This is a genomic window from Arthrobacter sp. TMT4-20, assembly GCF_054510775.1.
Genome location: NZ_JBTNDW010000001.1, coordinates 586,764 through 608,630, shown reverse-complemented (window position 1 = coordinate 608,630; position 21,867 = coordinate 586,764). Strand labels below are relative to the sequence as shown.

At 64.3% G+C, this 21,867-nt stretch carries 25 protein-coding genes; 9 read left to right on the top strand and 16 right to left on the bottom strand.

Annotated features, from left to right (window positions below):
• Positions 1-2: 2 nt before the first annotated feature.
• Entirely contained in the window at positions 3-1,316 is a 1,314-nt protein-coding gene (locus tag ACX80Z_RS02840) for a UDP-glucose dehydrogenase family protein (RefSeq protein WP_459314852.1), read from the bottom strand.
• 53 nt (positions 1,317-1,369) lie between these two features.
• Positions 1,370-1,744, bottom strand: a complete 375-nt coding sequence (locus ACX80Z_RS02835; protein WP_459314851.1) for a VanZ family protein — start codon at positions 1,742-1,744, stop codon at positions 1,370-1,372.
• A gap of 197 nt (positions 1,745-1,941) precedes the next feature.
• On the opposite strand from ACX80Z_RS02835, the gene ACX80Z_RS02830 reads away from it, so the two are divergent.
• The 4 genes from ACX80Z_RS02830 to ACX80Z_RS02815 are packed head-to-tail and all read left to right on the top strand — an operon-like array spanning position 1,942 to position 4,216.
• Positions 1,942-2,181 carry a hypothetical protein gene (locus ACX80Z_RS02830; RefSeq protein WP_019483700.1) on the top strand — a complete coding sequence of 80 codons (240 nt, stop codon included), beginning with the start codon at positions 1,942-1,944 and terminating at the stop codon, positions 2,179-2,181.
• 51 nt (positions 2,182-2,232) lie between these two features.
• Positions 2,233-2,682: an FAS1-like dehydratase domain-containing protein gene (locus tag ACX80Z_RS02825; protein ID WP_459314850.1), complete on the top strand. Its 450-nt coding sequence runs from the start codon at positions 2,233-2,235 to the stop codon at positions 2,680-2,682.
• Positions 2,682-3,119 carry a MaoC family dehydratase gene (locus ACX80Z_RS02820; protein ID WP_459314849.1) on the top strand — a complete coding sequence of 146 codons (438 nt, stop codon included), beginning with the start codon at positions 2,682-2,684 and terminating at the stop codon, positions 3,117-3,119. The genes ACX80Z_RS02825 and ACX80Z_RS02820 overlap by 1 nt, the downstream gene beginning before the upstream one ends.
• On the top strand, positions 3,116-4,216 hold the full coding sequence (locus tag ACX80Z_RS02815) for a UDP-N-acetylmuramate dehydrogenase (RefSeq protein ID WP_459314848.1): 1,101 nt from the start codon (positions 3,116-3,118) through the stop codon (positions 4,214-4,216). The genes ACX80Z_RS02820 and ACX80Z_RS02815 overlap by 4 nt, the downstream gene beginning before the upstream one ends.
• A gap of 38 nt (positions 4,217-4,254) precedes the next feature.
• On the opposite strand, the gene asd is transcribed toward ACX80Z_RS02815, so the two are convergent.
• From asd to ACX80Z_RS02795, 4 genes are all read right to left on the bottom strand, one after another.
• A complete protein-coding gene (asd, locus tag ACX80Z_RS02810; protein ID WP_459314847.1) occupies positions 4,255-5,409 on the bottom strand; it encodes an aspartate-semialdehyde dehydrogenase in 1,155 nt (384 codons plus the stop codon).
• 66 nt (positions 5,410-5,475) lie between these two features.
• The gene (locus tag ACX80Z_RS02805) at positions 5,476-6,039 is read right to left on the bottom strand and encodes a dihydrofolate reductase (RefSeq protein ID WP_024477502.1); all 564 of its coding nucleotides are present in this window, start codon (positions 6,037-6,039) and stop codon (positions 5,476-5,478) included.
• Complete coding sequence (locus tag ACX80Z_RS02800) at positions 6,036-6,797, bottom strand: thymidylate synthase (protein WP_050995003.1); 762 nt, start codon at positions 6,795-6,797, stop codon at positions 6,036-6,038. The genes ACX80Z_RS02805 and ACX80Z_RS02800 overlap by 4 nt, the downstream gene beginning before the upstream one ends.
• Before the next feature lie 103 nt (positions 6,798-6,900).
• Entirely contained in the window at positions 6,901-7,128 is a 228-nt protein-coding gene (locus ACX80Z_RS02795) for a hypothetical protein (protein WP_459314846.1), read from the bottom strand.
• A 74-nt stretch (positions 7,129-7,202) separates the two neighbouring features.
• On the opposite strand from ACX80Z_RS02795, the gene ACX80Z_RS02790 reads away from it, so the two are divergent.
• Positions 7,203-7,541 (top strand): cupin domain-containing protein, encoded by a 339-nt coding sequence (locus ACX80Z_RS02790; RefSeq protein WP_459314845.1) that lies wholly within the window; start codon positions 7,203-7,205, stop codon positions 7,539-7,541.
• Here ACX80Z_RS02790 and ACX80Z_RS02785 read toward each other — a convergent pair.
• The 4 genes from ACX80Z_RS02785 to ACX80Z_RS02770 form a co-directional block, all read right to left on the bottom strand.
• Positions 7,538-8,503 (bottom strand): NUDIX hydrolase, encoded by a 966-nt coding sequence (locus tag ACX80Z_RS02785; protein WP_459314844.1) that lies wholly within the window; start codon positions 8,501-8,503, stop codon positions 7,538-7,540. The genes ACX80Z_RS02790 and ACX80Z_RS02785 overlap by 4 nt on opposite strands.
• Positions 8,503-10,725 carry an RNA degradosome polyphosphate kinase gene (locus tag ACX80Z_RS02780; protein WP_019483712.1) on the bottom strand — a complete coding sequence of 741 codons (2,223 nt, stop codon included), beginning with the start codon at positions 10,723-10,725 and terminating at the stop codon, positions 8,503-8,505. Before ACX80Z_RS02780 ends, ACX80Z_RS02785 begins: the two co-directional genes overlap by 1 nt.
• A gap of 74 nt (positions 10,726-10,799) precedes the next feature.
• Complete coding sequence (gene mshD / locus ACX80Z_RS02775) at positions 10,800-11,861, bottom strand: mycothiol synthase (RefSeq protein WP_459314843.1); 1,062 nt, start codon at positions 11,859-11,861, stop codon at positions 10,800-10,802.
• A gap of 240 nt (positions 11,862-12,101) precedes the next feature.
• The gene (locus tag ACX80Z_RS02770) at positions 12,102-12,803 is read right to left on the bottom strand and encodes a winged helix-turn-helix transcriptional regulator (RefSeq protein WP_024477494.1); all 702 of its coding nucleotides are present in this window, start codon (positions 12,801-12,803) and stop codon (positions 12,102-12,104) included.
• Positions 12,804-12,984: 181 nt separating this feature from the next.
• Here ACX80Z_RS02770 and ACX80Z_RS02765 point away from each other — a divergent pair, with 181 nt between their 5' ends.
• The 4 genes from ACX80Z_RS02765 to ACX80Z_RS02750 all read left to right on the top strand — a co-directional run bounded on the left by ACX80Z_RS02765 (position 12,985) and on the right by ACX80Z_RS02750 (position 16,122).
• Positions 12,985-13,728 (top strand): hypothetical protein, encoded by a 744-nt coding sequence (locus tag ACX80Z_RS02765; protein ID WP_459314842.1) that lies wholly within the window; start codon positions 12,985-12,987, stop codon positions 13,726-13,728.
• A 210-nt stretch (positions 13,729-13,938) separates the two neighbouring features.
• On the top strand, positions 13,939-14,538 hold the full coding sequence (locus ACX80Z_RS02760) for a nitrobindin family protein (RefSeq protein ID WP_116778270.1): 600 nt from the start codon (positions 13,939-13,941) through the stop codon (positions 14,536-14,538).
• Positions 14,539-14,599: 61 nt separating this feature from the next.
• Positions 14,600-15,697, top strand: coding sequence for a CAF17-like 4Fe-4S cluster assembly/insertion protein YgfZ (ygfZ, locus tag ACX80Z_RS02755; RefSeq protein WP_459314841.1), 1,098 nt, complete (start codon positions 14,600-14,602; stop codon positions 15,695-15,697).
• Between the two features lie 2 nt (positions 15,698-15,699).
• The gene (locus ACX80Z_RS02750; RefSeq protein ID WP_459314840.1) at positions 15,700-16,122 is read left to right on the top strand and encodes an ankyrin repeat domain-containing protein; all 423 of its coding nucleotides are present in this window, start codon (positions 15,700-15,702) and stop codon (positions 16,120-16,122) included.
• A 12-nt stretch (positions 16,123-16,134) separates the two neighbouring features.
• Here the strand turns inward: ACX80Z_RS02750 and ACX80Z_RS02745 are convergent, their stop codons facing one another.
• From ACX80Z_RS02745 to ACX80Z_RS02720, 6 genes are all read right to left on the bottom strand, one after another.
• Positions 16,135-16,854 (bottom strand): GNAT family N-acetyltransferase, encoded by a 720-nt coding sequence (locus tag ACX80Z_RS02745; protein ID WP_019483721.1) that lies wholly within the window; start codon positions 16,852-16,854, stop codon positions 16,135-16,137.
• A gap of 10 nt (positions 16,855-16,864) precedes the next feature.
• Positions 16,865-17,890, bottom strand: a complete 1,026-nt coding sequence (locus ACX80Z_RS02740; RefSeq protein ID WP_019483722.1) for a 6-phosphofructokinase — start codon at positions 17,888-17,890, stop codon at positions 16,865-16,867.
• 95 nt (positions 17,891-17,985) lie between these two features.
• Complete coding sequence (locus ACX80Z_RS02735) at positions 17,986-18,699, bottom strand: response regulator (RefSeq protein ID WP_459314839.1); 714 nt, start codon at positions 18,697-18,699, stop codon at positions 17,986-17,988.
• Entirely contained in the window at positions 18,696-19,979 is a 1,284-nt protein-coding gene (locus ACX80Z_RS02730; RefSeq protein ID WP_459314838.1) for a sensor histidine kinase, read from the bottom strand. The genes ACX80Z_RS02735 and ACX80Z_RS02730 overlap by 4 nt, the downstream gene beginning before the upstream one ends.
• Before the next feature lie 43 nt (positions 19,980-20,022).
• Positions 20,023-20,880, bottom strand: coding sequence for an ABC transporter permease (locus tag ACX80Z_RS02725; protein WP_459314837.1), 858 nt, complete (start codon positions 20,878-20,880; stop codon positions 20,023-20,025).
• Positions 20,877-21,854, bottom strand: coding sequence for an ABC transporter ATP-binding protein (locus tag ACX80Z_RS02720; protein ID WP_459314836.1), 978 nt, complete (start codon positions 21,852-21,854; stop codon positions 20,877-20,879). Before ACX80Z_RS02720 ends, ACX80Z_RS02725 begins: the two co-directional genes overlap by 4 nt.
• Positions 21,855-21,867 lie beyond the last annotated feature (13 nt).

Genomic DNA, 21,867 nt, shown 5'->3' with positions numbered 1-21,867 from the left:
GTCTATGGTCTGCCGATTCCCTTGTAGTTCCAGCCAGCGGCGCGCCAAGTTGCGGGGTCGATGACGTTCCGCCCGTCGAGGATGTTCCTGGAACCCACCACCTTAGCAGCGGTGTCAGGGGCAAGGGACTTGTATTCATCCCATTCCGTCAAAAGCAACAGCGCATCTGCCCCGATCATGGCTGTGGTGAGGTCAGGTTCGTAGTTCAGCTCAGGGAAGCGGCGGCGTGCGCCTTCGATGGCCTCAGGATCAGTGACGGTCACGTCAGCCCCCTGCAGTTGGAGCTGCGCCGCGATACTTAGGGCGGGGGAGTCGCGCACGTCGTCGCTGTTGGGCTTGAACGCTGCGCCAAGCACGGTAATCCTTTTGCCCAGGAGGGATCCGCCCACCAGGCCCCGGGTGAGCTCTACGGCGCGGAGCCGACGGCGGACGTTGATGTCATCGACTTCACGAAGGAACGTCAGCGCTTGGTCGGCACCCAACTCACCGGCGCGGGCCATAAAAGCACGGATGTCTTTAGGCAGGCAGCCGCCGCCAAAACCCACGCCAGCGTTGAGGAACTTGCGTCCAATGCGATCGTCCATGCCGATCGCATCAGCCAGCAGAGTAACATCAGCGCCGGTGACCTCGCAGACCTCGGCCATGGCGTTGATGAACGAAATTTTTGTGGCAAGGAATGAATTGGCCGCAGCCTTGACGAGCTCAGCCGTCGCATAATCGGCTGTCAGGCGACGCGTTCCCATGGAGAGCGGTTGCTGGTAAACCTCGTCGAGGGCCGCTGTTGCTGTTTCGCCGGCGGCGCCCTCGGGAATGCCGTAGACAAAGCGGTCAGGGGTCAGCGTGTCCTTCACCGCGAACCCTTCCCGCAGGAACTCGGGGTTCCAAGCGAGAACGGCTTCCGGGTGGCGCTCGGCCAAGTCGCACGACAGGCGGGCTGCGGTGCCGACGGGAACCGTCGACTTACCGACCACAACGTTGCCGGGTTCAAGAGAGTCAAGTAGCGAAACAAACGCGGCATCCACATACTTCATGTCGGCTGCGTACTCGCCCTTGCGCTGAGGCGTGCCCACGCAGAGGAAGTGCACCTGAGCGCCCTTGGCATCGGCCATGCTCGAGCTGAACTTCAACCGACCGGTGGCGAGCACCTCTTCCAGGAGCTCCGGCAAACCGGGTTCAAAAAACGGTGCGCGGCCAGCCTGGAGTTCGGTGATCTTCCGCTCGTCGACATCGATGCCGACCACGTCATGACCAAGTTTGGCCATGCACGCAGCGTGTACTGCCCCCAGATAGCCGCAACCAATTACGGAAATACGCATGCTCTTATCCTTCAGAAGTGGTTGCGATCAATTGCAACTCTAATGGATGACCATTACTGTCGCCGCGCCGACGCGTGGGCCGACAATCCGGCCCACGCAAGCAGTGCGCCCGCCCAGGCGCCAAGTCCATTGGCCAACACGTCGTAAGGACTGGCAAACCGTAAGGGAAGAAGGAACAACTGTGAAAGCTCAATCAGAATTGACAAGCCCACACCGACCGCTGGCCCTATCCACCTCCAGGCCGGCGGGGAAAGGACGAACCAGAGTATGCCGAAGGGTACAAACATGACAATGTTGGCGGTGAACTCCACCAGACCGTAGTCGATGAAAGTAGGAACGCCGCGCGAGTGAAGAAACCGCAGGCCACGCTGCAATAAGTCGCCCGCCCCTGCATCCACCGGCGTCCTGTTGAACACGATCAATGCCACGGCAACCAGCCATGCGGCGCCCAGAGCACCGGTGATGGTTCGAAATCTGCGCGAGGGCAGAGGGGCAGGAATCAGTGGGGCCTCCGAATGGTTGTGAGACGGGTGCGCGACGCTGCGGGAAGACTCATCATATTCGCGGAAGGGCCGACGCTCTAGCCAGCTCCTGCAAAGCAGCCTAACCCCGGTAGGCTTAACCCATGTTGAACACCCCCTGGGACACCGGATCGGACCTGTATCGCCGGCTGGTCATCGCCGCCCTCATCCTGACCGGTGCCGGCATTCTGATCGCCGTTCTGGGCGCAGCTACTGGCAGCAACGCCACAGTGTTCACGGGCATCCCGGTACTTGTCGCCGGTCTGGTGACGCACCTGGCGGGACTGGTCGTGCGTGCGCGGGATGCCAAGCGTCGGCACCAGGCGCGTACCCAGAAGAAGTAGCCCACTGCACTAGGCTGGAAACGAACTTCCACCGCACCCGTCAGGAGCCCCATGACCATCAATCCAGAGCTGCAGGGCCGCAGCTATCCCGCCGGTCCGGCATACGTCGTGGGCCGCGAAAAGATCCGCGAATTCGCCCGCGCCGTCAAGGCAACCCACCCGTCACATTATGAGGTCGAAGCAGCCCAGGACCTCGGGCACCGGGACCTGGTGGCACCACCCACCTTCGCGATCATTGTGGCGCAGCTGGCGGATGCCCAGCTGATCAACGATCCCGACGCCGGCATCGACTTCAGCCGCGTGGTCCACGCCGACCAGCGGTTCATTCACCACCGTGCGATCGTGGCCGGTGATGAACTGGTGGTCGAGCTCCATGTGGACAGCGTCCGCGCAATGGGCGGCGGCGCGATGATCACCACCCGCGCTGAAATCTCCACCACCGACGGTGAAAAGACCGCGACCACCACGTCATCCCTGCTGGTGCGAGGAGAGGAACAGTAATGGGCATTGCTATCACCGACCTCAGCGTCGGCCAGGAAATCGGCACCACCACGGTGGAAGTGACCCGTCAGGACCTCGTCAAGTACGCTGGCGCCTCCGGTGATTTCAACCCCATCCACTGGAACTCCGACTTCGCCCAAAGCGTCGGCTTGCCGGGCGTCATTGCCCACGGCATGTTCACCATGGGGGCAGCTGTACAGCTGGTCACCGACTGGGTGGGCGACCCCACCGCCGTCGTCGACTATCAGACCCGATTCACCAAACCGGTGATCGTCGAGGACACCACCGCCGATGGCACGCCGGGTGCGGTGATTGAGGTGGCCGGCAAGATCGGCGCAGTAGACCTCGACAATTCAACGGTCCGCGTGGACCTCACCGTGATGTCGGCGGGGCTCAAGGTGCTGGTCAAGGCACAGGCAGTGGTGCACATCTGGTGACCCTGCTGGCTGAGCTGACCACGGCCGGCGTCGGCGGCCCCGCCCACACCTACGTGGAGGCGCGCACCGAAACGGAAATCATCGACGCCGTCCGATCAGTTGACGAAGCGGGCGACCCCCTGCTGATCATTGCCGGCGGATCAAACCTCATCATCGCCGACGAAGGCTTCCCGGGCACGGTAATACGTCTGGCCTCGACCGGTTTCTCAGTGAACGACGACGACGCCACGTGCGGTGGTGTGATGGTCAAGGCCGAGGCGGGCCAGCCCTGGGACGCCCTCGTCGAATACACGGTGCTGCACGCCTTCTCCGGCCTTGAGGCACTCTCGGGTATCCCCGGGTCTACCGGCGCCACCCCCGTCCAGAACGTTGGTGCGTACGGGGCCGACGTCTCGCAGACCATCGCCACGGTGCGCACCTGGGACCGAGAAACAAATACTGTTAAGTCCTTTACAAACTTCGAACTGAAGTTCGGCTACCGGGATTCACTGTTGAAGCACACCACCGTGAACGGGTCGCCCCGTTACGTGGTGCTGACCGTCGAGTTCCAGTTGGGCCTGGGGCGGATGAGCGCTCCCGTGAAGTACGCCGAGCTGGCACGCGAGGTGGGAGTGAACATTGGCGAGCGGGCCTACGCCAACGATGTGCGGCGGGCCGTCCTGAAACTGCGCGCAGCAAAGGGAATGGTGCTGGACCCCGACGACCGCGACACGTTCAGCACTGGATCCTTCTTCACCAACCCGCTCGTCGACGCCGACACCGCGGCGGCCCTCCCCGATAACGCTCCGCGGTACCCAACGACGGAAGACGGGCAGGTCAAACTATCGGCGGCCTGGCTGATTGATCAGGCCGGCTTCGGGAAGGGCTTTGGCCTTGCCGCAGACAGCGGCTTCACCGCTGCAGGCGGTCGGGCCTCCCTGTCGACCAAGCACACCCTGGCAGTCACCAACCGGGGGAGTGCCTCGGCCGCCGACCTGCTGGCCATCGCCGCACTGGTGGCCGACGGCGTCGAACACCGGTTTGGTATCCGGCTGCACCCGGAGCCGCTCCTGATCGGCTGCGCCCTCCGAACCGAAAGTTCAGGCCTTAACAATTAGCCCAGCGGGGAGCCTTTCAGTCCCTGGAAGTCTGGTTCCTAAAGGTTTCCGGTGGAGATCAGCAGCATCCGGCGCAGCGGCTCTGCGGCGCCCCACAGCAGCTGATCTCCCACGGTGAAGGCACTCAGATACTGCGGTCCCATCTCCAGCTTCCGGAGCCGACCCACAGGGACTGACAGCGAACCGGTCGCCGCGACCGGTGTCAGCCCGGCCATGGTTGCTTCCTTGGTGTTGGGGATTACCGTCGCCCATTCGTTGTCACTGTCAATGAGGCGTTCAATCTCGGCGAGTGGCACGTCTTCGGTGAGCTTCAGGGTCAGCGCCTGCGAGTGTGACCGCATGGCCCCGATCCTGACACAGAGCCCATCGAACGGGATCCGGCCGCCGTCGACCGCATCTGTGCCGAGGATCTTGTTGGTTTCGGCGCCGGCCTTCCATTCCTCGCGGGACATCCCGTTACCGAGATCGGCGTCAATCCAGGGGATCACCGATCCCGCCAGCGGCACCCCGAACTGTGACGCGTCCATCGAAGGGTTGCGCTGCTGCGCCAGGACCGCCTGATCGATGGCCAGGATGGCCGACGCCGGATCGTCCAGATTGGGCGCCACGGCACCGTGGATGGCACCGAACTGGTTCAACAGTTCACGCATGTGGCGGGCGCCGCCGCCGGACGCCGCCTGGTACGTCATCGAGGTTCCCCACTCGACGAGGCCGTTGCGGAACAGGCCGCCAAGCCCCATGAGCATGCAGGAGACGGTGCAGTTACCGCCAACAAAGTCGCGCACACCGCGGGAGAGGCCGGCGTCGATTACGTCCCGGTTCACCGGGTCCAGCACGATGATGGAGCTGGACTCCATCCGCAGCGTTGACGCCGCGTCGATCCACAGTCCGTCCCAGCCGCTGTCGCGCAGCTTCGGGTACACCTCGGCGGTGTAGTCGCCGCCCTGGGCGGTGACGATGGTGGAGAGCTTGGCCAGCGTGTCGACGTCGTACGCGTCCTGGAGCGTCGGGGCGCCCTCAGCGAACGACGGCGCGGGGCCTCCCACGTTGGAAGTGGAGAAGAACACGGGGTTGATCAGGCGGAAGTCGCCCTCGTCCTGCATGCGCTGCATCAGGACCGATCCCACCATGCCGCGCCAGCCGACGAAGCCGACGCTGGGCGCTGAGGATGAACTATTTACTGCAGAAGTCATGCTACCAGTCTAGGTCAGGACCCCCGTGAGCCCCGCTTGGTTACGAAGCTCGCCGGAGTTATCCGGCTAGTCCCGGCCGCGGGTCCACAGGCTGATCCGGTAGCGGGTGCCGTTGGCGCCCGAAAGCCAGCCTTGCTGTGGAGTGACGCCATCGAGTTGCCAGTCCGGCCCCAGCGTCGGGGCAAAGGTGTCGCCCTTGGTCGTCGACTCGATCACTGTCACGACGGCCGCCTGGGCGATTGGCAGGGCGGCTTCGTAGATCTGCCCGCCGCCGATCACCCAGATCTGCTCGGCTCCCGGACTGCGTCGGGCTTCCTCGAGTGCGTCCTCCAGCGAGTCGACGACGACGGCGCCCGCCAACTCACCTGCCTCCAGCCCGTGCTTGCTCACCACGATGTTGGTGCGGTCCGGGAGGGGGCGATATTTGGCGGGAAAGGACTGCCAGGTGTGGCGACCCATGATCACCGGATGCCCCGTGGTGGTCCGCTTGAAGTGCTCCATATCCTCGGGGAGACGCCACGGCATTCCGCCGTCTTTCCCGATCACACCGTTTTCCGTCTGGGCCCAGATCATGCCGACGAACGGTTCCCGTCCGATGGCCTCGATGATGCCGCGATTCATTGAACTCATACGGCGATCGGTGCCTTGATAGTGGGATGGTGCTGGTAATTCACCACGTCAAAGTCCTCCAGCGTGTAGTCGAAGATGCTCTCGGGTTTGCGGTTGATCAGCAGTTTGGGGCTCGGGTAGGGCTCACGAGTCAGCTGTTCCCTGACCTGCTCCACATGGTTGTCGTAGATATGGACGTCGCCGCCGGTCCAGATGAGTTCCCCTGGCTCCAGCCCCACCTGCTGCGCAACCATCAGAGTCAGCAGGGCGTAGGAGGCGATGTTGAACGGCACACCGAGGAAGGTGTCCGCCGAACGCTGGTACAGCTGGCAGGACAGCTTGCCGTCCGCCACGTAGAACTGGAAGAACGCGTGGCACGGCGGCAAGGCCATGTTGTGCAGTTCGGAGACATTCCATGCGGAGACCAGGTGCCGCCGGGAATCCGGGTTGGTTTTGAGGTCCTCGACCACCTGGGCGATCTGGTCGATATGACCGCCGTCGGGTGTGGGCCAGGAGCGCCACTGGACGCCGTAGACCGGGCCGAGTTCGCCGTCGTCGCCGGCCCATTCGTTCCAGATTTTGACGCCGCGTTCCTGCAGCCAGGACACGTTGGAATCCCCGCGAAGGAACCAGAGCAGCTCCAGGGCCACGGATTTGAAATGCACGCGCTTGGTGGTGACCAGCGGGAAGGAGTCCGCGAGGTCGAAGCGCAGCTGTCGCCCGAAGACGCTGCGCGTTCCAGTGCCGGTGCGGTCGGTCTTGACCGCACCGTTGGCCATCACATCGCGCAGCAGATCCTCGTACGGGGTGGGGATGGGTTGTGAACTCACCCCATCCACTCTAGTGGTTGAGTGCTTTAAGGCCACCCGGCGCGCTTCACACCTACCGGCGGGTTATCTGGTGGGCGCGGACGAGCTCCAGCAGGTGCTGGTCGGTCATCCCAGCGGTGCGTGCCTTCTGCACTGCGTCAACCCCATGAGCCGGCGTCGACGCAGCTGAACCCGGCCAGTGCGGCAGAAACCGGCAAACGCCGTAGATATATCGGGGGCGTTTGCCGATTTCGGGGTACTTGGTGGGCAACCTCAACGCGGGGAACATCTTTACCTCCATAGGCCTATAGACTTGCCAGCATTCTTGGACCCCTCCGGTTGGATCCGAGACGACAGCGCACCTCAGGAGGCAGTATGACTAGTGTTGAATCGGCTCTTACGACGGCGTTGGAAGAAGCAATGGCGAGTGACAAGGGCCGTTCCGCCAAAATTGTTGTTCATGATGGGCCACTTCGTCAGACCATCATCGGGCTCAGGCACGGGCAGGTTCTTGCCGAGCACAATTCCCCACCGGCGGCGAGCATGTACGTGTTGCGCGGCCGGGTGCGGATCACCGGCCAGGACCAGGCGGAAGTGATAGCTGGCGACATAGTCGCACTGACTCATGTGCGTCACGGGGTTGAGGCCATAGAGGACTCCGTGTTCCTACTGACTACAGTGACCAGCCAGGCGGGGGACAGCCACGGGAGCTAGTCGTCGTAGGCCCTGAACTGCTCGAGCGCGACAATGCGCCCCGGAGCCCTGGTGCTGACGTGGGAAATCAGCACTTCTCCGGGCGCCAGATACGGGTCGTCGGCCGGCAGCCCAACTGCCAGGGTGTCGGGCATGTGGCGCTGCAGCACGCCAAATATGAGGGGGAGGACCGGGCGGTGGGTGCACAGCGCCACGGGACGGCGCTTATCGAAGAGTTTCTCCACCGTTGAACGGGCCTTGTCCGGCTTGCGGGTGGCGTTACGCTCGGTCATTGAATCAGCGAGTTTGAGTTTGATGTCCTTGTTCTTCAGGTACGGAGCGACGGTCTGAATACACCGTTCCCATGGGCTGCTCACCACCCAGGACGGGCCCCAGGCCTCAAGGAGCCGGCTCACTGCTGCGGCTTGCCGGCGACCGGTAGCCGCCAGGGGGCGTTCGCCTTCCGCGCGGGTCCAGGACGAGCGCGGCTTCGCCTTGGCATGGCGGACCACGATCAGCGGCCAGGTCTCCAGCTGGTCCGCTGCGTAAGCCGCAATCAACGATTCAAGGGGTTCACGATCGGTAGGGTTGGTCAACAACTCCAACGCCCGGGCCGGGGCGACCCACAGGAACTTGTCCACTTCCTTGCCGTCCGGGCGGACCGTCATGCGCTCCGTGCGTGCCGCCCAGTAGTAGACCACCTTCTGCCCGGAGGCCACAGCGTAACGAGTCGACGCCAGCGGAATGCCCAGCGAAATCCGCAGGCCAACCTCTTCCAACACTTCCCGGGCTGCACACTCAGGGGTGGTCTCACCGGGGTCGATCTTGCCCTTGGGCCAGGACCAGTCCGTATAGCTTGGACGGTGGATCAGGAGTACCTCAAGCTGCCCCTGTTCCTTTCGCCAGCAGATAGCACCCGCGGCCACCACCGCCGGCGCCGCCTCCTGGGCGGTTTCCGTGACCGCCTCGTCAGTTGAGGCCATCAGCGGCGGACCGCTGACCGGTTGCGTGCACGGGAAGCCAGCAGGTAGCTCTGCACGTCACTGAGCGGTGCGCCGTCGTCGTCCTTGTGATGGCGGGTCCAATCGCCCTGGTTGTCGAGGTGCCAGCTCGCCGTTCCCTCGTCCATGTACCGGTCGAGCAGGGACATGAGGTAGGCGATGTCCTCGGGCGCGCTGAGCTGCACCAGCGCCTCCACCCGACGGTCCAGGTTGCGGTGCATCATGTCCGCCGAACCGATGAATACAGCTGGGTCTCCGCCGTTCGCAAACGCGAACACCCGTGAGTGCTCAAGGAAACGGCCCAATACCGAGCGGACTGTGATGTTCTCGCTGAGGCCCGGGACGCCGGGGCGTACCGAGCAGATCCCGCGGACAATGACGTCCACCTTCACCCCGGCCTGCGATGCACGATAGAGCGCGTCGATGATGGCCTCGTCAACAATCGAGTTGACCTTCACCACCACGCGAGCCGCAAGACCGGCCTTCTGGTTGGCAATCTCGCGTTCAATCCGGTCAATCAGCCCGGAGCGCACTGAACGCGGGGCGACAAGGAGACGCTTGAAGGTGGATTTCGGCGCATATCCCGACAGCTGGTTGAACAGCCGGGTCAGGTCCTGGCCCACCTGGTCATTGGCGGTCAACAGGCCGAAATCCTCGTAGTAGCGGGCCGTGCGCGGGTGATAGTTGCCGGTGCCGATGTGGCAGTACCGGCGAAGTCCATCGATTTCCTGCCGGACCACGAGGGAAAGCTTGCAGTGCGTCTTCAGCCCCACAATCCCGTACACCACGTGCACCCCGGCCTGCTCCAGCTTGCGTGCCCAGGAGATGTTGGCTTGTTCGTCGAACCGGGCCTTGATCTCGACGAGGGCGAGTACCTGTTTGCCGGACTCCGCGGCGTCAATCAGCGCATCGACAATTGGCGAGTCGCCCGACGTGCGGTACAGGGTCTGCTTGATGGCCTGCACCTTGGGGTCGGCCGCTGCCTGCTCCAGGAACGCCTGAACGGAGGTGGAAAACGAGTCATACGGGTGGTGCAGCAGAATGTCGCGGCGACGCATGGCGGCAAACACATTCGCAGCCTTCGACGTCTCGCTTTCCTTGAGGTCACGGTTGGTGTGCGGGACGTGCTTCGGGTAGCGAAGCTCGCCGCGGTCGATGCCGCCGATCACGCTGAGCCCACGGAGATCCAGCGGCGCCGGCAGGCCGTACACCTCGTCCTCTTCCACGCCGAGTTCACGTGACAGCAGTGCGCGGATGCTCGGATTGATATCGGTGGTGACCTCAAGCCGGACCGGTGGGCCGAACCGGCGGCGCAGCAACTCCTTCTCCAGCGCCTGAAGGAGGTTCTCGGCGTCGTCCTCTTCCACTTCGAGGTCCTCGTTCCGGGTCACCCGGAAGGTGTGGTGTTCGAGGACTTCCATGCCGGGGAACAACTGGTCCAGATGGACGGCGATGACCTCTTCCAGCGGGATGAACCGGGCCGTACGGCCGGTGACGTTCCCGGCACGGGGGCCGTCCACCGAAATCAGGCGCGGCAACTGGTCGGGAACCTTGACGCGGGCGAAGAGTTCCTTTTCGCTCACCGGATTGCGGACGACGACGGCGAGGTTCAGTGAGAGCCCCGAAATGTAAGGGAAGGGGTGCGCTGGATCCACGGCCAGGGGCGTCAGGATCGGGAAGACCTTCTCGGCGAAGAGCTTGTTCAGGTCGGTGCGGGCGGCGTCGTCCAGCTCGTCCCACGTGGTGAGGTGAATGTTCTCCTCGGCCAAAGCAGGTCGAATGTTCTCTGCGAAGACGGCGGCGTGACGCTGCTGCAGCTTGTAGCCGTCGGCCATGATCTGCTCGAGCTGCTCAATGGGGCTCAGGCCGGCGGCTGACGGGACAGCCAGGCCGGTCGCGATGCGGCGCTTCAGGCCGGCTACGCGCACCATGAAAAACTCGTCCAGGTTGGACGCAAAAATGGAGAGGAAGCTGACCCGCTCCAGCAGGTACAGGTCGGGGTCTTCGGCGAGCTCCAACACCCGGGCGTTGAAGTCGAGCCAGCTCGACTCACGGTCGAGGAACCGGTCAGGCGTGATCTCGCCGGAGGGGAGCAGGCTCGGGGCGAACTCCGGGATGTCGATGCGGTCCTGGGTGGCACGGGCCGGTGCAACTTCGGACGAGCCATACCGTGCCGGAACGCGTGCCGCGGTTTCCGATTCCATAGTGTCTCCTGACAGCGGGTAGGTTGCCTTGATCCACCCCTCTCTGGAGGGGTTTCACGGCATCAGGATCCACCTTACAAGCTTGCCCCGGAAACCTGCGGCGCGTACATGACGTCAACATCCCAGCGGGTGAATCCCAGCTTGCGGTAGAGGGCCACAGCGGCGGTGTTGTCGGCGTCGACATAAAGCATGATTGCCTGCAGGCCCTGGCGATGCAGGTGCTCGATTCCGGCGATAGTCAGTGCCTTCCCCAGGCCCATGCCCTGGGCCTCGGGGGTGACGCCGACGACGTACACCTCACCCATCGCGGGGTGGTCACCCGAGCGTGGATGCACCTTGGTCCAGTGGAAGCCCAGCAGCTGCCCGTCGGATTCACGGACCGCCAGCAGGAACCCTGCGGGGTCGAACCAGTCTTCGGCCATCCGCGCCTGGAGGTCTTCAAGCGTGGTTGAGCCCTGCTCGGCGTGATGGGCGAACGCCGCCCGGTTCGCCGCCAGCCATGCCGGCTCGTCGACGCCTGGCTGGAAGGCGCGGAGAAAAACGCCGTCGGGCAGGGTGATCTGTTCGGCGGTGGGAGCCAGGACCGACTCCTCCAACGCGGCCCGGGTCTGACGCATCCGCCACAGTTCCCGCACGGGCGCGAACCCATTCTTGGAGGCCAGGCTGACAGCCGCCGCGTGATTGCCGTGGGACCAGGCATGCAGGTTCGGCAGCCCGTGGGCCTGGACGGCGTCGGCCAGGGCGGTCCCGACTCCCTGGCTGCGGTAGGTCGGCCGGACCACAAGCTCGAGCACACCCGGGCCGCCAGCTTCACCCTCATCGGCATTATCAGCGCCGGTCCCGGTGCGGGGCAGGCTCACCACCGCAACCCCGGCCAGTTCTTCGGTGTCGTGGGATGCCCCAGCCGGATCTCCGCCGGAAGAGTCGTCGTCGACCGCGTAGGTGGCGAAAACCAGCAGGGACCCCGGATGGGCACCCGCGGTTTTCAGGTTGACCAGGGTCTGCTCGGACAGAGGAGGGTTGCCGTCGGCCTCCGCGGCAGCCGCGGCGAGCCCGAGAATGTCCTGCAGGACCCGCGGGTCGGGAGCCCCAGCGGAATGGAGAATGGGCCAGGTGGGAACGTGGGCTGTGGTCATAATGCCAGCTTAACCCCCTGGTCCCCCGTGCGTAGGGGAGGAGTTTGGCCTGGCGCAGCCGGTGGGGTAGAGTTGGGGATCGTTCACGGGGGATGCACCAGTGGGGTGCCCGCGATACGTTCGACCCGTATGTCCTCCACTTTGTAAGACAAAAGAAGTCCCACCGCCACGCAAGTGGGGGAGGGACTTCTTTCGTTAAGCGGCGTGTTTTGGGGAGCGTCTTCAGGAGGGAGGCAATCCTCAGGCGTCGACCGCTGGCCGGTCGTCGGTGGACCGGTTCAGCGTGAACCGGTACCCCACGTTGCGCACGGTCCCGATCAGTTGCTCATGGTCGGCGCCCAGTTTTGCCCGCAGCCGCCGCACATGAACGTCAACGGTACGAGTGCCGCCGTAATAGTCGTAACCCCACACCTCGTGCAGTAGCTGATCCCGGGTGAACACCCTGCCCGGATGCTGCGCCAGGTACTTGAGCAACTCGAATTCCTTATAGGTCAGGTTCAACGGTTCCCCGCCGACCCGGGCGGTGTAGCTGGCCTCGTCAATGACGACGCCAGAGGCGCGGATCTCGCTGCTGCTTTCCGTCTCGGCGGCACTGGACCGCGCGATGACGAGGCGTAGCCTGGCCTCCACCTCAGCCGGACCGGCGGAGTCGAGGACGACCTCGTCAGCCAGCCAGTTCGCGGCGACGGCGGCCATCCCACCCTCGGTGAGCACCAGCATCAGCGGGGCACTCAGTCCGGTGGCTTTCAGCAGTTGGGTCAGCGATCTGGCCCCGACCATGTCTTTACGTGCGTCGACCATCACCACGTCGCAGGGCTCGGTTTCCAGCAATGCGGTCGGTTCGGCGGGCAGAATGTGGACCTTGTGGTTCAGCAATTCGAGCGCGGGAAGCACACCCACCGAGGATCCGGGGCTATTCGTCAACATCAAGATGTGCGGCATGTGTCCTCCATATATTTGGACGCGCATCATCGGGCGCTCTGGGTCGGGCGGCTGATGAAGATCCTGACCGATCTCCACAGGTCAGCAGTCCTGTCAGATTTGGTTCAGTATACCGGGTGTGATGCGACCCACCCGGGACCCTCGTTTTCACTTGCCGGAGCGGTAAGGCAGTATTGCTGGGGTGAGAATATGGATGGTGGCCGCTGCGGCGGCAACAGCAGTCGTCTCGGTGGTGGCTGCGTCCTACGTCTCGTTAAGTGCTGTAGCAGCAGTGACTGCGGTCCTCATCCTCGTGGGAGCTATCGGCTGGCCTCATCTGCTGGGGGTTCCGGCCAAGAAAACCCAGTCAACGGTCATGGCCGCGAGCGCGCTGGCGGCCACGGCCGCCGCCTACACCGCCCCGGACAGCGAGTACATGCGGTGGATGCCTATCGCCGCTGCCCTCGGTCTAGGGGCTGTCTTCCTGATTCAGCTGTTCCGTGGAACCGGCCAAAGCCTTCGGCTGGAATCAACGCTCGGCGTCGGCGTGGGGGTCTTCCTGGTCTGCCTTGGGTCCGGCTGGGTGGCCGCTGACCAGTTGTCGGTCAATGCGGGAAACACCGGGATGATGCTGGTCACCGGGATCAGCGTCATGATTGCCCTGGCCGTGTCGCTACTGCCCTGGCCCGACCGGATTGTTGCGCCCCTGGGCACGGTCCTGGCCGCAACTGCCGGACCCCTGGGTGCCATTCTGTTCACCGATGTGCCTGGCCTCGCCGCAGGCATTGTGGGTGCGATCAGTGGAGCGGTCATTGTGTGCACCCGGCGTCTGCTCCTTGCCCGTGAAGCGCCACTGAACGTGGCAGCGGCCCTGTCCGTCGGCGTCGCACCCATTTTGGTGATCGGCTCGCTCGTCTACTTCCTGGAAAAGCTGCTCACCGCCTAACTTCTACCTCCTGCCGGCCCGCGCCGCACCGGAGCGCCGTTGGGGTCGAGAGCTGCCGATACGTCGCGTTAGGATGGACGCATGTCGATTCTTGCGCTTGAAATCTTCTTCATTGGACTGTTGGTACTCGCTTCGCTGGCGATGGCTGGGGTAGCAGCGCTGGTGATCACCCGCCTGTACAAGGGCCAAAAGTAAGGCTGCCCGCTCACCATGTCCTTTGAGATTCCCACGGACCTCACGCCCGAACTGGTGCCACTGTCCTGGTTGCTGGGTACCTGGAAGGGCTCTGGCCGTCTCGGCGAGGGTTCGTCCGAGTCCGAGCACTTCGAGCAGCTCGTCACTTTCACCCAGAACGGGCTCCCGTACCTGCGGTACACGGCGGAGAGCTGGCTCACCGACGAGCACGGCACCCGCCTGCGCCCGCTCTCAGTGGAAACCGGGTTTTGGGCGCTGGACCGCAAACTCAACGACGCCGACGGCGGGCCCGGGTTGGAACCAGCCGACATCGTCCCGGCGCTGAAGAGCGCCGACGAGGTGGAGCAACTCCGCAACGCCGAAGACGGTTTCGATATCACCGCCACCATTGTGCACCCCGGAGGAATCGCCGAACTGTACTACGGGGTCATCAAGGGCCCACAAATTCGGCTCAGCACCGACCTGGTGATGCGGGGCCAGAACTCCAAGGAATACACGGCCGCCACACGTCTGTACGGACTTGTGGAGGGCGACCTGTATTGGCGCTGGGACGTCGCCGCCGACGGCCAGCCGCTGAAAGCCCACGCCTCCGCGATTCTCAAAAAAGAATCCTGACCAGTCGTGCTCCACGGCTGGCCAAGGAATACGGCCCGCCTAAGGATGCGTTAACATCACCATGACCTATCTCAGCCCGCTGCTCACCCGGCCCGGCGCCGTCGCCGCTGGCGCACCCGATCAGGGCACCGCATCCCACTACGGTGACCCCTTCAAGGAACAGCGCGCCCTCGCCCGTGGCACCGCCGTCGTCGACCTGTCCCACCGGGGCGTGGTCACGGTAACCGGCCCTGACCGCCTGAGCTGGTTGAACACCCTCTCTTCGCAACTCCTGTTGGGCCTGGAGCCCGGCAGCAGCTCCGAGACCCTCCTGTTGAGCGTGCAGGGCCGGATCGAATACAACGCCCGGGTGGTCGACGACGGAACCACTACCTGGCTGCTCGTCGAAGGCTTCGAAGCCGCAGGTATGGCCGCGTGGCTGGACCGGATGAAGTTCATGCTCCGGGTGGAAATCGCCGACGTGTCAGAGACCTGGGCGGTGCTCGGATCGGTGAAACCCATCGAGTCGTTGGCAGCACGCACCGTGTGGGTCGACCCTTGGCCGCGGGTCACGGAGGGCGGGTACGCCTATTCGGTGGTGACCGAGGAAGACCACCCCGGGCTGGAACGCCCCTGGTTCGAATACCTGATCCCGCAGGCCGAACTCGCCACCACCGTGGATGAACTCGCTGGGCACGGTCTGAGCCTGGCCGGCGCCATGGCTTCCGAGGCGCTGCGTGTCGCCGCGTGGCGTCCGCGGGCCGGCGCCGAGACCGATGAGAAGACGATTCCGCACGAACTGGACCTGATCCGGACCGCTGTTCATCTGAACAAGGGTTGCTATAAAGGTCAGGAAACCGTCGCCCGGGTGCACAACCTCGGACACCCACCACGCCGCCTCGTCTTCCTGCAGCTCGACGGCAGCCAGCACACCCTGCCCGCGGTGGGCAGCGCCGTCGTCGCCGGTGGACGCACCGTCGGCACGGTGACCTCTGTGGCGCAGCACTACGAGATGGGCGCGGTAGCGCTCGCCGTCGTGAAACGTTCGGTCGATCCACTGGGTGAACTGGTGGTGCAGGACGGCGATGAGGTGTACGCCGCGGCGCAGGAAATCATTGTGGCGCCGGACGCGGGCCAGGTGGTGGGACGCGCCACCGGGTTCCTGAAAGGACGCCGGTAGCGATGACGGATGCCAACACACCGGACACCAATTCACCGGACACCAGCGCGGATGAGGCCGTCGCACTGGCACACCAGCTGTTCGACGCCGCCCGTGCCGGCGACGCGGCTACCCTGAGCCGCTACCTGGACGCGGGGGTTCCCGTCACACTGACCAACAGCGGCGGTGACAGTCTCCTCATGCTGGCTGCCTACCACGGGCACGCCAGTGTCGTGGCTGACCTTGCCCGCCGCGGGGTTGATGTCAACGCCGTCAACGACAAGGGTCAGACGCCACTGGCGGGCGTGGCTTTCAAGGGTTATGACGACGTCGCAGCGGTGCTGGTAGGTGCCGGGGCCGACCCCGACCGGGGCAGTCCCACGGCACGACAGACGGCCCAGATGTTCAAGCGTCAGAACCTGCTGGAGCTGTTCGGCGGGCAGTAGCAACCGCCCTGTTTAGTGCCCGGCTGGTAGCAGCACGCTGGTCTGGCTGCCGCACGCGACGAAGCCTGACTTCAACGCCGTCCTGATCGAAGCGCTGTTATCCGTGCGTGCCCGCCACTGCGGAATCAGTCCCGCCGCCATGGCATCCTCAATCACCACCTTGGTGATGAAGGTGGCGTGGCCCTGACCGCGGTGACCCGGCGCGGCCAGTACCCCCAGATGGGCGAGGATGCCGCTCCAGATGTCGTACCCTGCGCCGGCGAACGGTGTGGGGGGAGCGGTCGAGTCATCGACCAGGATGGTGCGGTGTTCCAGAGCGCTCAGACCCACTTCGGCGATGTCATCGGGCGGGCAGAGCCGCTCCAGCTCGACGGCGAACTCCAGCTCATCGCTCACTGCCACGTCGTCGCGGGGTTCGAGGGTCGGCAGGTTGTCGCAAAAATACAGGCCAGCCGCTCCCAGACCGCGGCCCCCCTGTTCTCTGGAGAGCCGGAGCAGGGTCGAGTGGCGGGCGAGCACATCGCCGTCGAGCTCTGCTGCTGCGTCGAGGGCCCAACCGGGTCCGACCAACGCTTCCTCGCCGAACAGCCGCACAAAGGTCAGCAGCTCGGCGTCGTCGTCCCGGCGGTAAACCCGTTCGCCAGCTGCCTCGGCGAACGCGGTGTCATCGAGTTTCAGCAGCCGAGACCATCCGAGCTGAATGATTGAGACGGTGCCGGGATCAAGTTCCATCTAGGCAACGTTAGCCGAAGAGGATGGCTGCCTCGTCGTACCGGTGCTGGGGGACCACCTTGAGGTTACCCAAAGCGGCCGCGAAGCCCACCCGCGCAATTTCCGTTCCCTTGAGCGAGACCATGGTGCCCCAGGCTTCGTCCACCACCGAGTCAACGGCAGCCATGCCGAGACGCGTCGCGAGGACCCGGTCGAACGCCGAGGGAACCCCGCCGCGCTGGATATGACCCAGCACCGTGGCGCGGGTTTCGATTCCGGTACGGGATTCGATTTCCGGGGCCAGCTGATCGGCGATCCCACCGAGGCGCGGCCGCCCGAAGGTGTCGAGGCCACGTTCGGAGTGGGCCTGGTCCAGGTGGGCCGGGACAAAACCTTCGGCCACCACCACAAGGGGCGCACGACCACGGTGATTGGCCTCGGTGACCCACTCGGCGATCTGCTCCAGGCTGGTCTGCTGCTCAGGGATGAGGATGGCGTGGGCGCCGGACGCCATCCCGGCGTGCAGGGCAATCCACCCTACGTGGCGTCCCATCACCTCGGCCACCATGCAGCGGCTGTGCGACTCCCCGGTCGTCCGGAGTCTGTCAATAGCCTCAGTGGCGATCTGTACGGCGGTGTCGAAGCCGAAGGTGTAGTCGGTGGCGTCGAGGTCGTTGTCGACGGTCTTGGGCACGCCGACAATCTTCAGGCCGGCATCGGTAAGCCGATTCGCGGCGGCGAGTGTTCCTTCGCCGCCGATCACGATCATCGCGTCGATGCCCAGCCGTTCGAGGGTGGCCTTGATGGCGTCGGGTCCGCCGTTGCCCTCGAAGGGGTTGGTGCGGGAGGTTCCCAGAATGGTGCCACCCTGTTTGGAGATGCCCCGGACGGCCTGACGGGGGAGCTCGATGATGTCGCCCTCCACCACACCACGCCAGCCGTCACGGAATCCGACAAATTCCAGGTCGTGGGTCTTGATGCCGTTGAGGACTGCTCCACGGATCACGGCGTTGAGTCCAGGACAGTCGCCACCGCTGGTGAGTATTCCGATTTTCATGTGGAGCTGGGTCCTTGCAGGTTGAAGAGGTAGAAAGGTCAGAGCGCCCCATTGAGCTCAGCTATGATTCTAAACACATTTTTGGAGCAAGACCGCTATCGGGAACCCGGTGTGTGCCCGTTCAGGATGCCACGTTCCATCGCCACCACGACCGCCCGCGTTCGATCATCGACGTCCAGTTTGGCGAAGATCCGCAGCAGATGGGTCTTCACGGTGGTTTCGGCAATGTAGAGCTTCGCGGCGATATCCGGGTTACTCAGCCCCTGGGCGACGCACTGGAGCACCTCCCGTTCCCGCGGCGACATGCGCGGTCGCTCTGGCGCCCTCAGCCGTGACACCAATTTCGCCGCAATCGGCGGCGCGAGAACTGTTTCCCCACGGGCCGCCGCGAACACCGCACTGATGATGGTTTCACCCGGGGTGTCTTTCAGCAGGTAACCGACCGCGCCGGCCTCGACGGCCCGCACAATGTCGGAGTCGCCGTCGTAGGTGGTAAGCACCAATACTTTGACCCCGGGCTGGCTCGCCAGGATGCGGGCGGTAGCGTCCGCCCCATCCAGGAGCGGCATCCGCAGGTCCATGAGGACGACTTCGGGCACGACGTCGGTCGCGGCGGCCACTGCTTCCTCCCCGTTGGCTGCTTCGGCGGCGACCACAATCCGGGGATCGGTGGAGAGCAGGTTAATCAGCCCGGCGCGCACCACCGGATGGTCATCAACCACAAGAATTCGGACCGTATCCGCGTCGGCACTGTGGGCGGGGGAGTTGGGTGAGGTGGAACTGCTGCTGCGCGGCTGGGCAGGAGTCATTGAGCCTCAACCCGTTCCGGCTGGTTCTGCGCCGCAGCAGGCGGGGCCGCAACGGTGCTCTGGTGATCTTCGACGGGCACCACCATGTGGAGGACGCATCCCTCTCCGTTGGCCGAGCTGATACTGAGAGTCCCCCCAATCTCGCCGAGCCGTGCGCTGATGGATTTCAGCCCGTAGCCGGAGGTATCCAGGTCCGGGTCGAACCCTCCGCCGTCATCGCTGACGGTCAGGACCAGATGGGATCCCGAGTGTTCGAGTTTCAGCTGGGACCGGGAAGCCGAAGCATGCCGCCGGACATTGGTGAGTGCCTCCTGTGCCGAGCGGAGGAGCGCGATTTGCTGGTTCGAGGTCAGGTGCGGCAGGGCATCGGGCAGAGTCGAGGAGGTGTCACAGCCCGCTGATGTCGCCGCCGAGGCAAGCCTGTCCAGTGCCCCCAGCAGGTCTCCGCCCTGCAGCTGGGACGGCCCGGTCGACGCAATCAGGGACCGGGCTTCCTGTAGGTTGTCACGTGCGGTGGTGTTGATGGCGTCCAGCCGTGCCACCAGCTCCTGGGCGGCGCCGTCGTCCAATCGGGTGCTGCGCAGCTGTGCGAGCGCTGCTTCGGACAGCATCACCACCGAAGTGAAGCCCTGGGCGAGGGTGTCATGAATTTCACGGGACATCCGTTCCCGCTCCGCCATGGCGCCCTGCCGCTGGTCGGCGAGTTGGAGTTCGGTCCGGGCGGCCTCCAGCTCGGCGAGGAGCTGCGCACGGTCCTCGCTCTGGTCAATGATCTTGTAGATCCACAGTCCCAGCATCGTTGAGGCCAGGAAGGACAGGCCGGCTTGCAGTCCGATTCCGAGGAGGTCTTCGGGGGACCCGCCGAACCGGACAAGCTGCCCCGTTGCCACCGCGACGCAGATGGCTGCCGTGCTGATGAGCCCTGCACGCGCCGTGCTGGAGAACATCCAGATCTGCGGAAACGCCACGAAGAGGAGTACAGCTCCGGAGCCTGGGAGGAAGGCCAGAAATCCGACCACCAGGATGAGGAGGATCACGTAGGCCGTAGGACGCCACGTCCCCAGATGTTGTTGGCGGGTCAGGAAGGGGTACGTGGCCGCCAACACCCCCAGAGCACTGAGGGTCACCGCCATGATCGTGGGGTTCGGCTCCCCGTTGAGAACCACGAGGACCACCACAACTAATGCTGTGTAGAACCCGATGTGCCACCACTTCATCCCGTGGATCCACACCGAGTTCTCCGGCAGGAGCCGGTCGGTGCGCTCGGGTTTGGTGTTCATGCCAACACCCTACGTCCGGTGAGGTGCCGCGGCCCACAAGTCCTCATTTCTGCGGTGGCCATTTGAAGGTGAGCCGGGTCAGAATCAGCCCGACCACCAGCCAAAGACCAATCACCATGGCTGACATGCCCAACGCCCAGGTCTGGCCGGGCTCAGCCAGTTCAAACTGTTCGGGCAGGAACACGCTGCGCAGGCCACTGGCAGTCCAGCGCAGTGGCGTCAGGTTGGCCACCTGTTGCAGCCACTCTGGGAGACCCGTGAACTGGAAATAGACACCCGAGATGAAGGACAGGATGAGGACCGGCATTACTGCCAGAGTCGAAGCACTTTCAGCCGATTTGGCGATGCAAGCGAAGGCTGTCCCGACGACCGCCCAGGCGGCAGTGGCGCCCAGTAGCAGCCAGGCTACGGTTAGCCAGGCGCCCCAGGTGGTGGGGAGCTCGATGCCGAGGAAGAGAGTGCTGCCGATCACGAGGATGATTGACTGCCCGACAATCAGGTACAGGGTGACACCCATTTTGCCGATGAAATAGGACAGCATGGGTAGCGGGGTTCCAGCGAGCCGTTTGATCCCGCCGTTGAACCGGTCGGCGGCCACATAGCCGCTGAGGTTCTGGAAGCCGCTGAGGATTGTGCCGAGCGCCAGCATCCCCGGGAAGTAGTACTGTGCCATCGTGACTTTTGCCTCGGGTGGGCCCACTGAGGGGTCGTTGCCGAACACGGTCCCGAAGAGCGCCATCATGACAATCGGGAAGAACAGGATCAGGATTAACGACAGCCCGTCCCGGTTGAAGGCTTTGATCTCGGTGACGGCCCGGCGTCCGCCGAGGGCAAGGGTGCTGGGCCGCCAGGCTGCGTTGTGTGCAGCGCCGGTCTGCTGGCCGGCGTTCAGGGTGGTCATGCCTGTTCTCCTTCGGATGAGGTCAGCGGGTCAGCGGTCGTGGTGGTTACGGTGTCGGCGTCGTGCTGGCGCAGAAGTTCTAGGTAGACATCCTCGAGGCTGGGCCGGATAACCTCCAGATCGGTCGGTTCCCAGGAGCCTCCCTCGGTGAGTTGGTGGATCAGGGCACCGGGGGAGGTGGTGGCCTTTTCGTGCTGGCCGTCGTCGTCCCTCCACCGCACTCGGGGGATTCTGAGGTCCGGGCCTCCCACGCTGTCGGCGGTGCCGGTGGCGATGACCCGTCCGGACGCGATGATGCCGAGCCGGTCGGAGAGGTGCTGGGCTTCGTCCAGGTAATGGGTGGTGAGCACAATTGTGGTTCCATCCTTGCCAAGGCCCCGGATCAGGTCCCAGAACCGGCGGCGGGCGGCAGGGTCGAAGCCGGTGGTGGGCTCGTCGAGAAACAGCAGTTCCGGGTTGCCGATCATGCCCAGGGCCACGTCAACCCGTCGGCGCTGACCACCGGAGAGGGACTTGATGAGGGCCCCGGCCTTCTCCTCGATCCCCACAGCAACCATCACTTCATCAACGCGGCGCGGGTTGGGATAGAGGGCGGCAGCGTCTTTGAGTGCCTCGGCGACCTTCAGTGTGCCCATATCGGTGGCTTCCTGCAGCACGATGCCGATGCGTGAGCGGAACAAAGCCGGCGCCTTGTACGGGTTCTGTCCCAGGACGGTGACAGTGCCGGATGTTGGTTTGCGGTGGCCTTCAAGAATCTCGATCGTGGTGCTTTTTCCGGCACCGTTGGGTCCCAACAGGGCATAGGTTTCGCCGGTCTCAATGGTCAGCGACAGCTTGTCGACGGCGACTAGATCACCCTTCTTCGGCTGCCGGTAAGACTTCGTCAGGAAGTCGACGACGACGGCGCTCGCCGGATCGGGCGGGGGTGCGGAACCTGGTGTTTCGGTGCGGCTGGACGCAGTTGACTGTTTCATAACACCAGCGTGT

Bases quoted from the DNA above. Each gene is read 5' to 3' on its own strand.
- ACX80Z_RS02840 (WP_459314852.1), bottom strand. From the start codon at position 1,316: ATGCGTATTTCCGTAATTGGTTGCGGCTATCTGGGGGCAGTACACGCT.
- ACX80Z_RS02830 (WP_019483700.1), top strand. From the start codon at position 1,942: ATGTTGAACACCCCCTGGGACACCGGATCGGACCTGTATCGCCGGCTG.
- ACX80Z_RS02825 (WP_459314850.1), top strand. From the start codon at position 2,233: ATGACCATCAATCCAGAGCTGCAGGGCCGCAGCTATCCCGCCGGTCCG.
- ACX80Z_RS02820 (WP_459314849.1), top strand. From the start codon at position 2,682: ATGGGCATTGCTATCACCGACCTCAGCGTCGGCCAGGAAATCGGCACC.
- asd (WP_459314847.1), bottom strand. From the start codon at position 5,409: ATGACTTCTGCAGTAAATAGTTCATCCTCAGCGCCCAGCGTCGGCTTC.
- ACX80Z_RS02805 (WP_024477502.1), bottom strand. From the start codon at position 6,039: ATGAGTTCAATGAATCGCGGCATCATCGAGGCCATCGGACGGGAACCG.
- ACX80Z_RS02800 (WP_050995003.1), bottom strand. From the start codon at position 6,797: ATGGCCAACGGTGCGGTCAAGACCGACCGCACCGGCACTGGAACGCGC.
- ACX80Z_RS02795 (WP_459314846.1), bottom strand. From the start codon at position 7,128: ATGGAGGTAAAGATGTTCCCCGCGTTGAGGTTGCCCACCAAGTACCCC.
- ACX80Z_RS02790 (WP_459314845.1), top strand. From the start codon at position 7,203: ATGACTAGTGTTGAATCGGCTCTTACGACGGCGTTGGAAGAAGCAATG.
- ACX80Z_RS02785 (WP_459314844.1), bottom strand. From the start codon at position 8,503: ATGGCCTCAACTGACGAGGCGGTCACGGAAACCGCCCAGGAGGCGGCG.
- ACX80Z_RS02780 (WP_019483712.1), bottom strand. From the start codon at position 10,725: ATGGAATCGGAAACCGCGGCACGCGTTCCGGCACGGTATGGCTCGTCC.
- mshD (WP_459314843.1), bottom strand. From the start codon at position 11,861: ATGACCACAGCCCACGTTCCCACCTGGCCCATTCTCCATTCCGCTGGG.
- ACX80Z_RS02770 (WP_024477494.1), bottom strand. From the start codon at position 12,803: ATGCCGCACATCTTGATGTTGACGAATAGCCCCGGATCCTCGGTGGGT.
- ACX80Z_RS02760 (WP_116778270.1), top strand. From the start codon at position 13,939: ATGTCCTTTGAGATTCCCACGGACCTCACGCCCGAACTGGTGCCACTG.
- ygfZ (WP_459314841.1), top strand. From the start codon at position 14,600: ATGACCTATCTCAGCCCGCTGCTCACCCGGCCCGGCGCCGTCGCCGCT.
- ACX80Z_RS02750 (WP_459314840.1), top strand. From the start codon at position 15,700: ATGACGGATGCCAACACACCGGACACCAATTCACCGGACACCAGCGCG.
- ACX80Z_RS02745 (WP_019483721.1), bottom strand. From the start codon at position 16,854: ATGGAACTTGATCCCGGCACCGTCTCAATCATTCAGCTCGGATGGTCT.
- ACX80Z_RS02740 (WP_019483722.1), bottom strand. From the start codon at position 17,890: ATGAAAATCGGAATACTCACCAGCGGTGGCGACTGTCCTGGACTCAAC.
- ACX80Z_RS02735 (WP_459314839.1), bottom strand. From the start codon at position 18,699: ATGACTCCTGCCCAGCCGCGCAGCAGCAGTTCCACCTCACCCAACTCC.
- ACX80Z_RS02730 (WP_459314838.1), bottom strand. From the start codon at position 19,979: ATGAACACCAAACCCGAGCGCACCGACCGGCTCCTGCCGGAGAACTCG.
- ACX80Z_RS02725 (WP_459314837.1), bottom strand. From the start codon at position 20,880: ATGACCACCCTGAACGCCGGCCAGCAGACCGGCGCTGCACACAACGCA.
- ACX80Z_RS02720 (WP_459314836.1), bottom strand. From the start codon at position 21,854: ATGAAACAGTCAACTGCGTCCAGCCGCACCGAAACACCAGGTTCCGCA.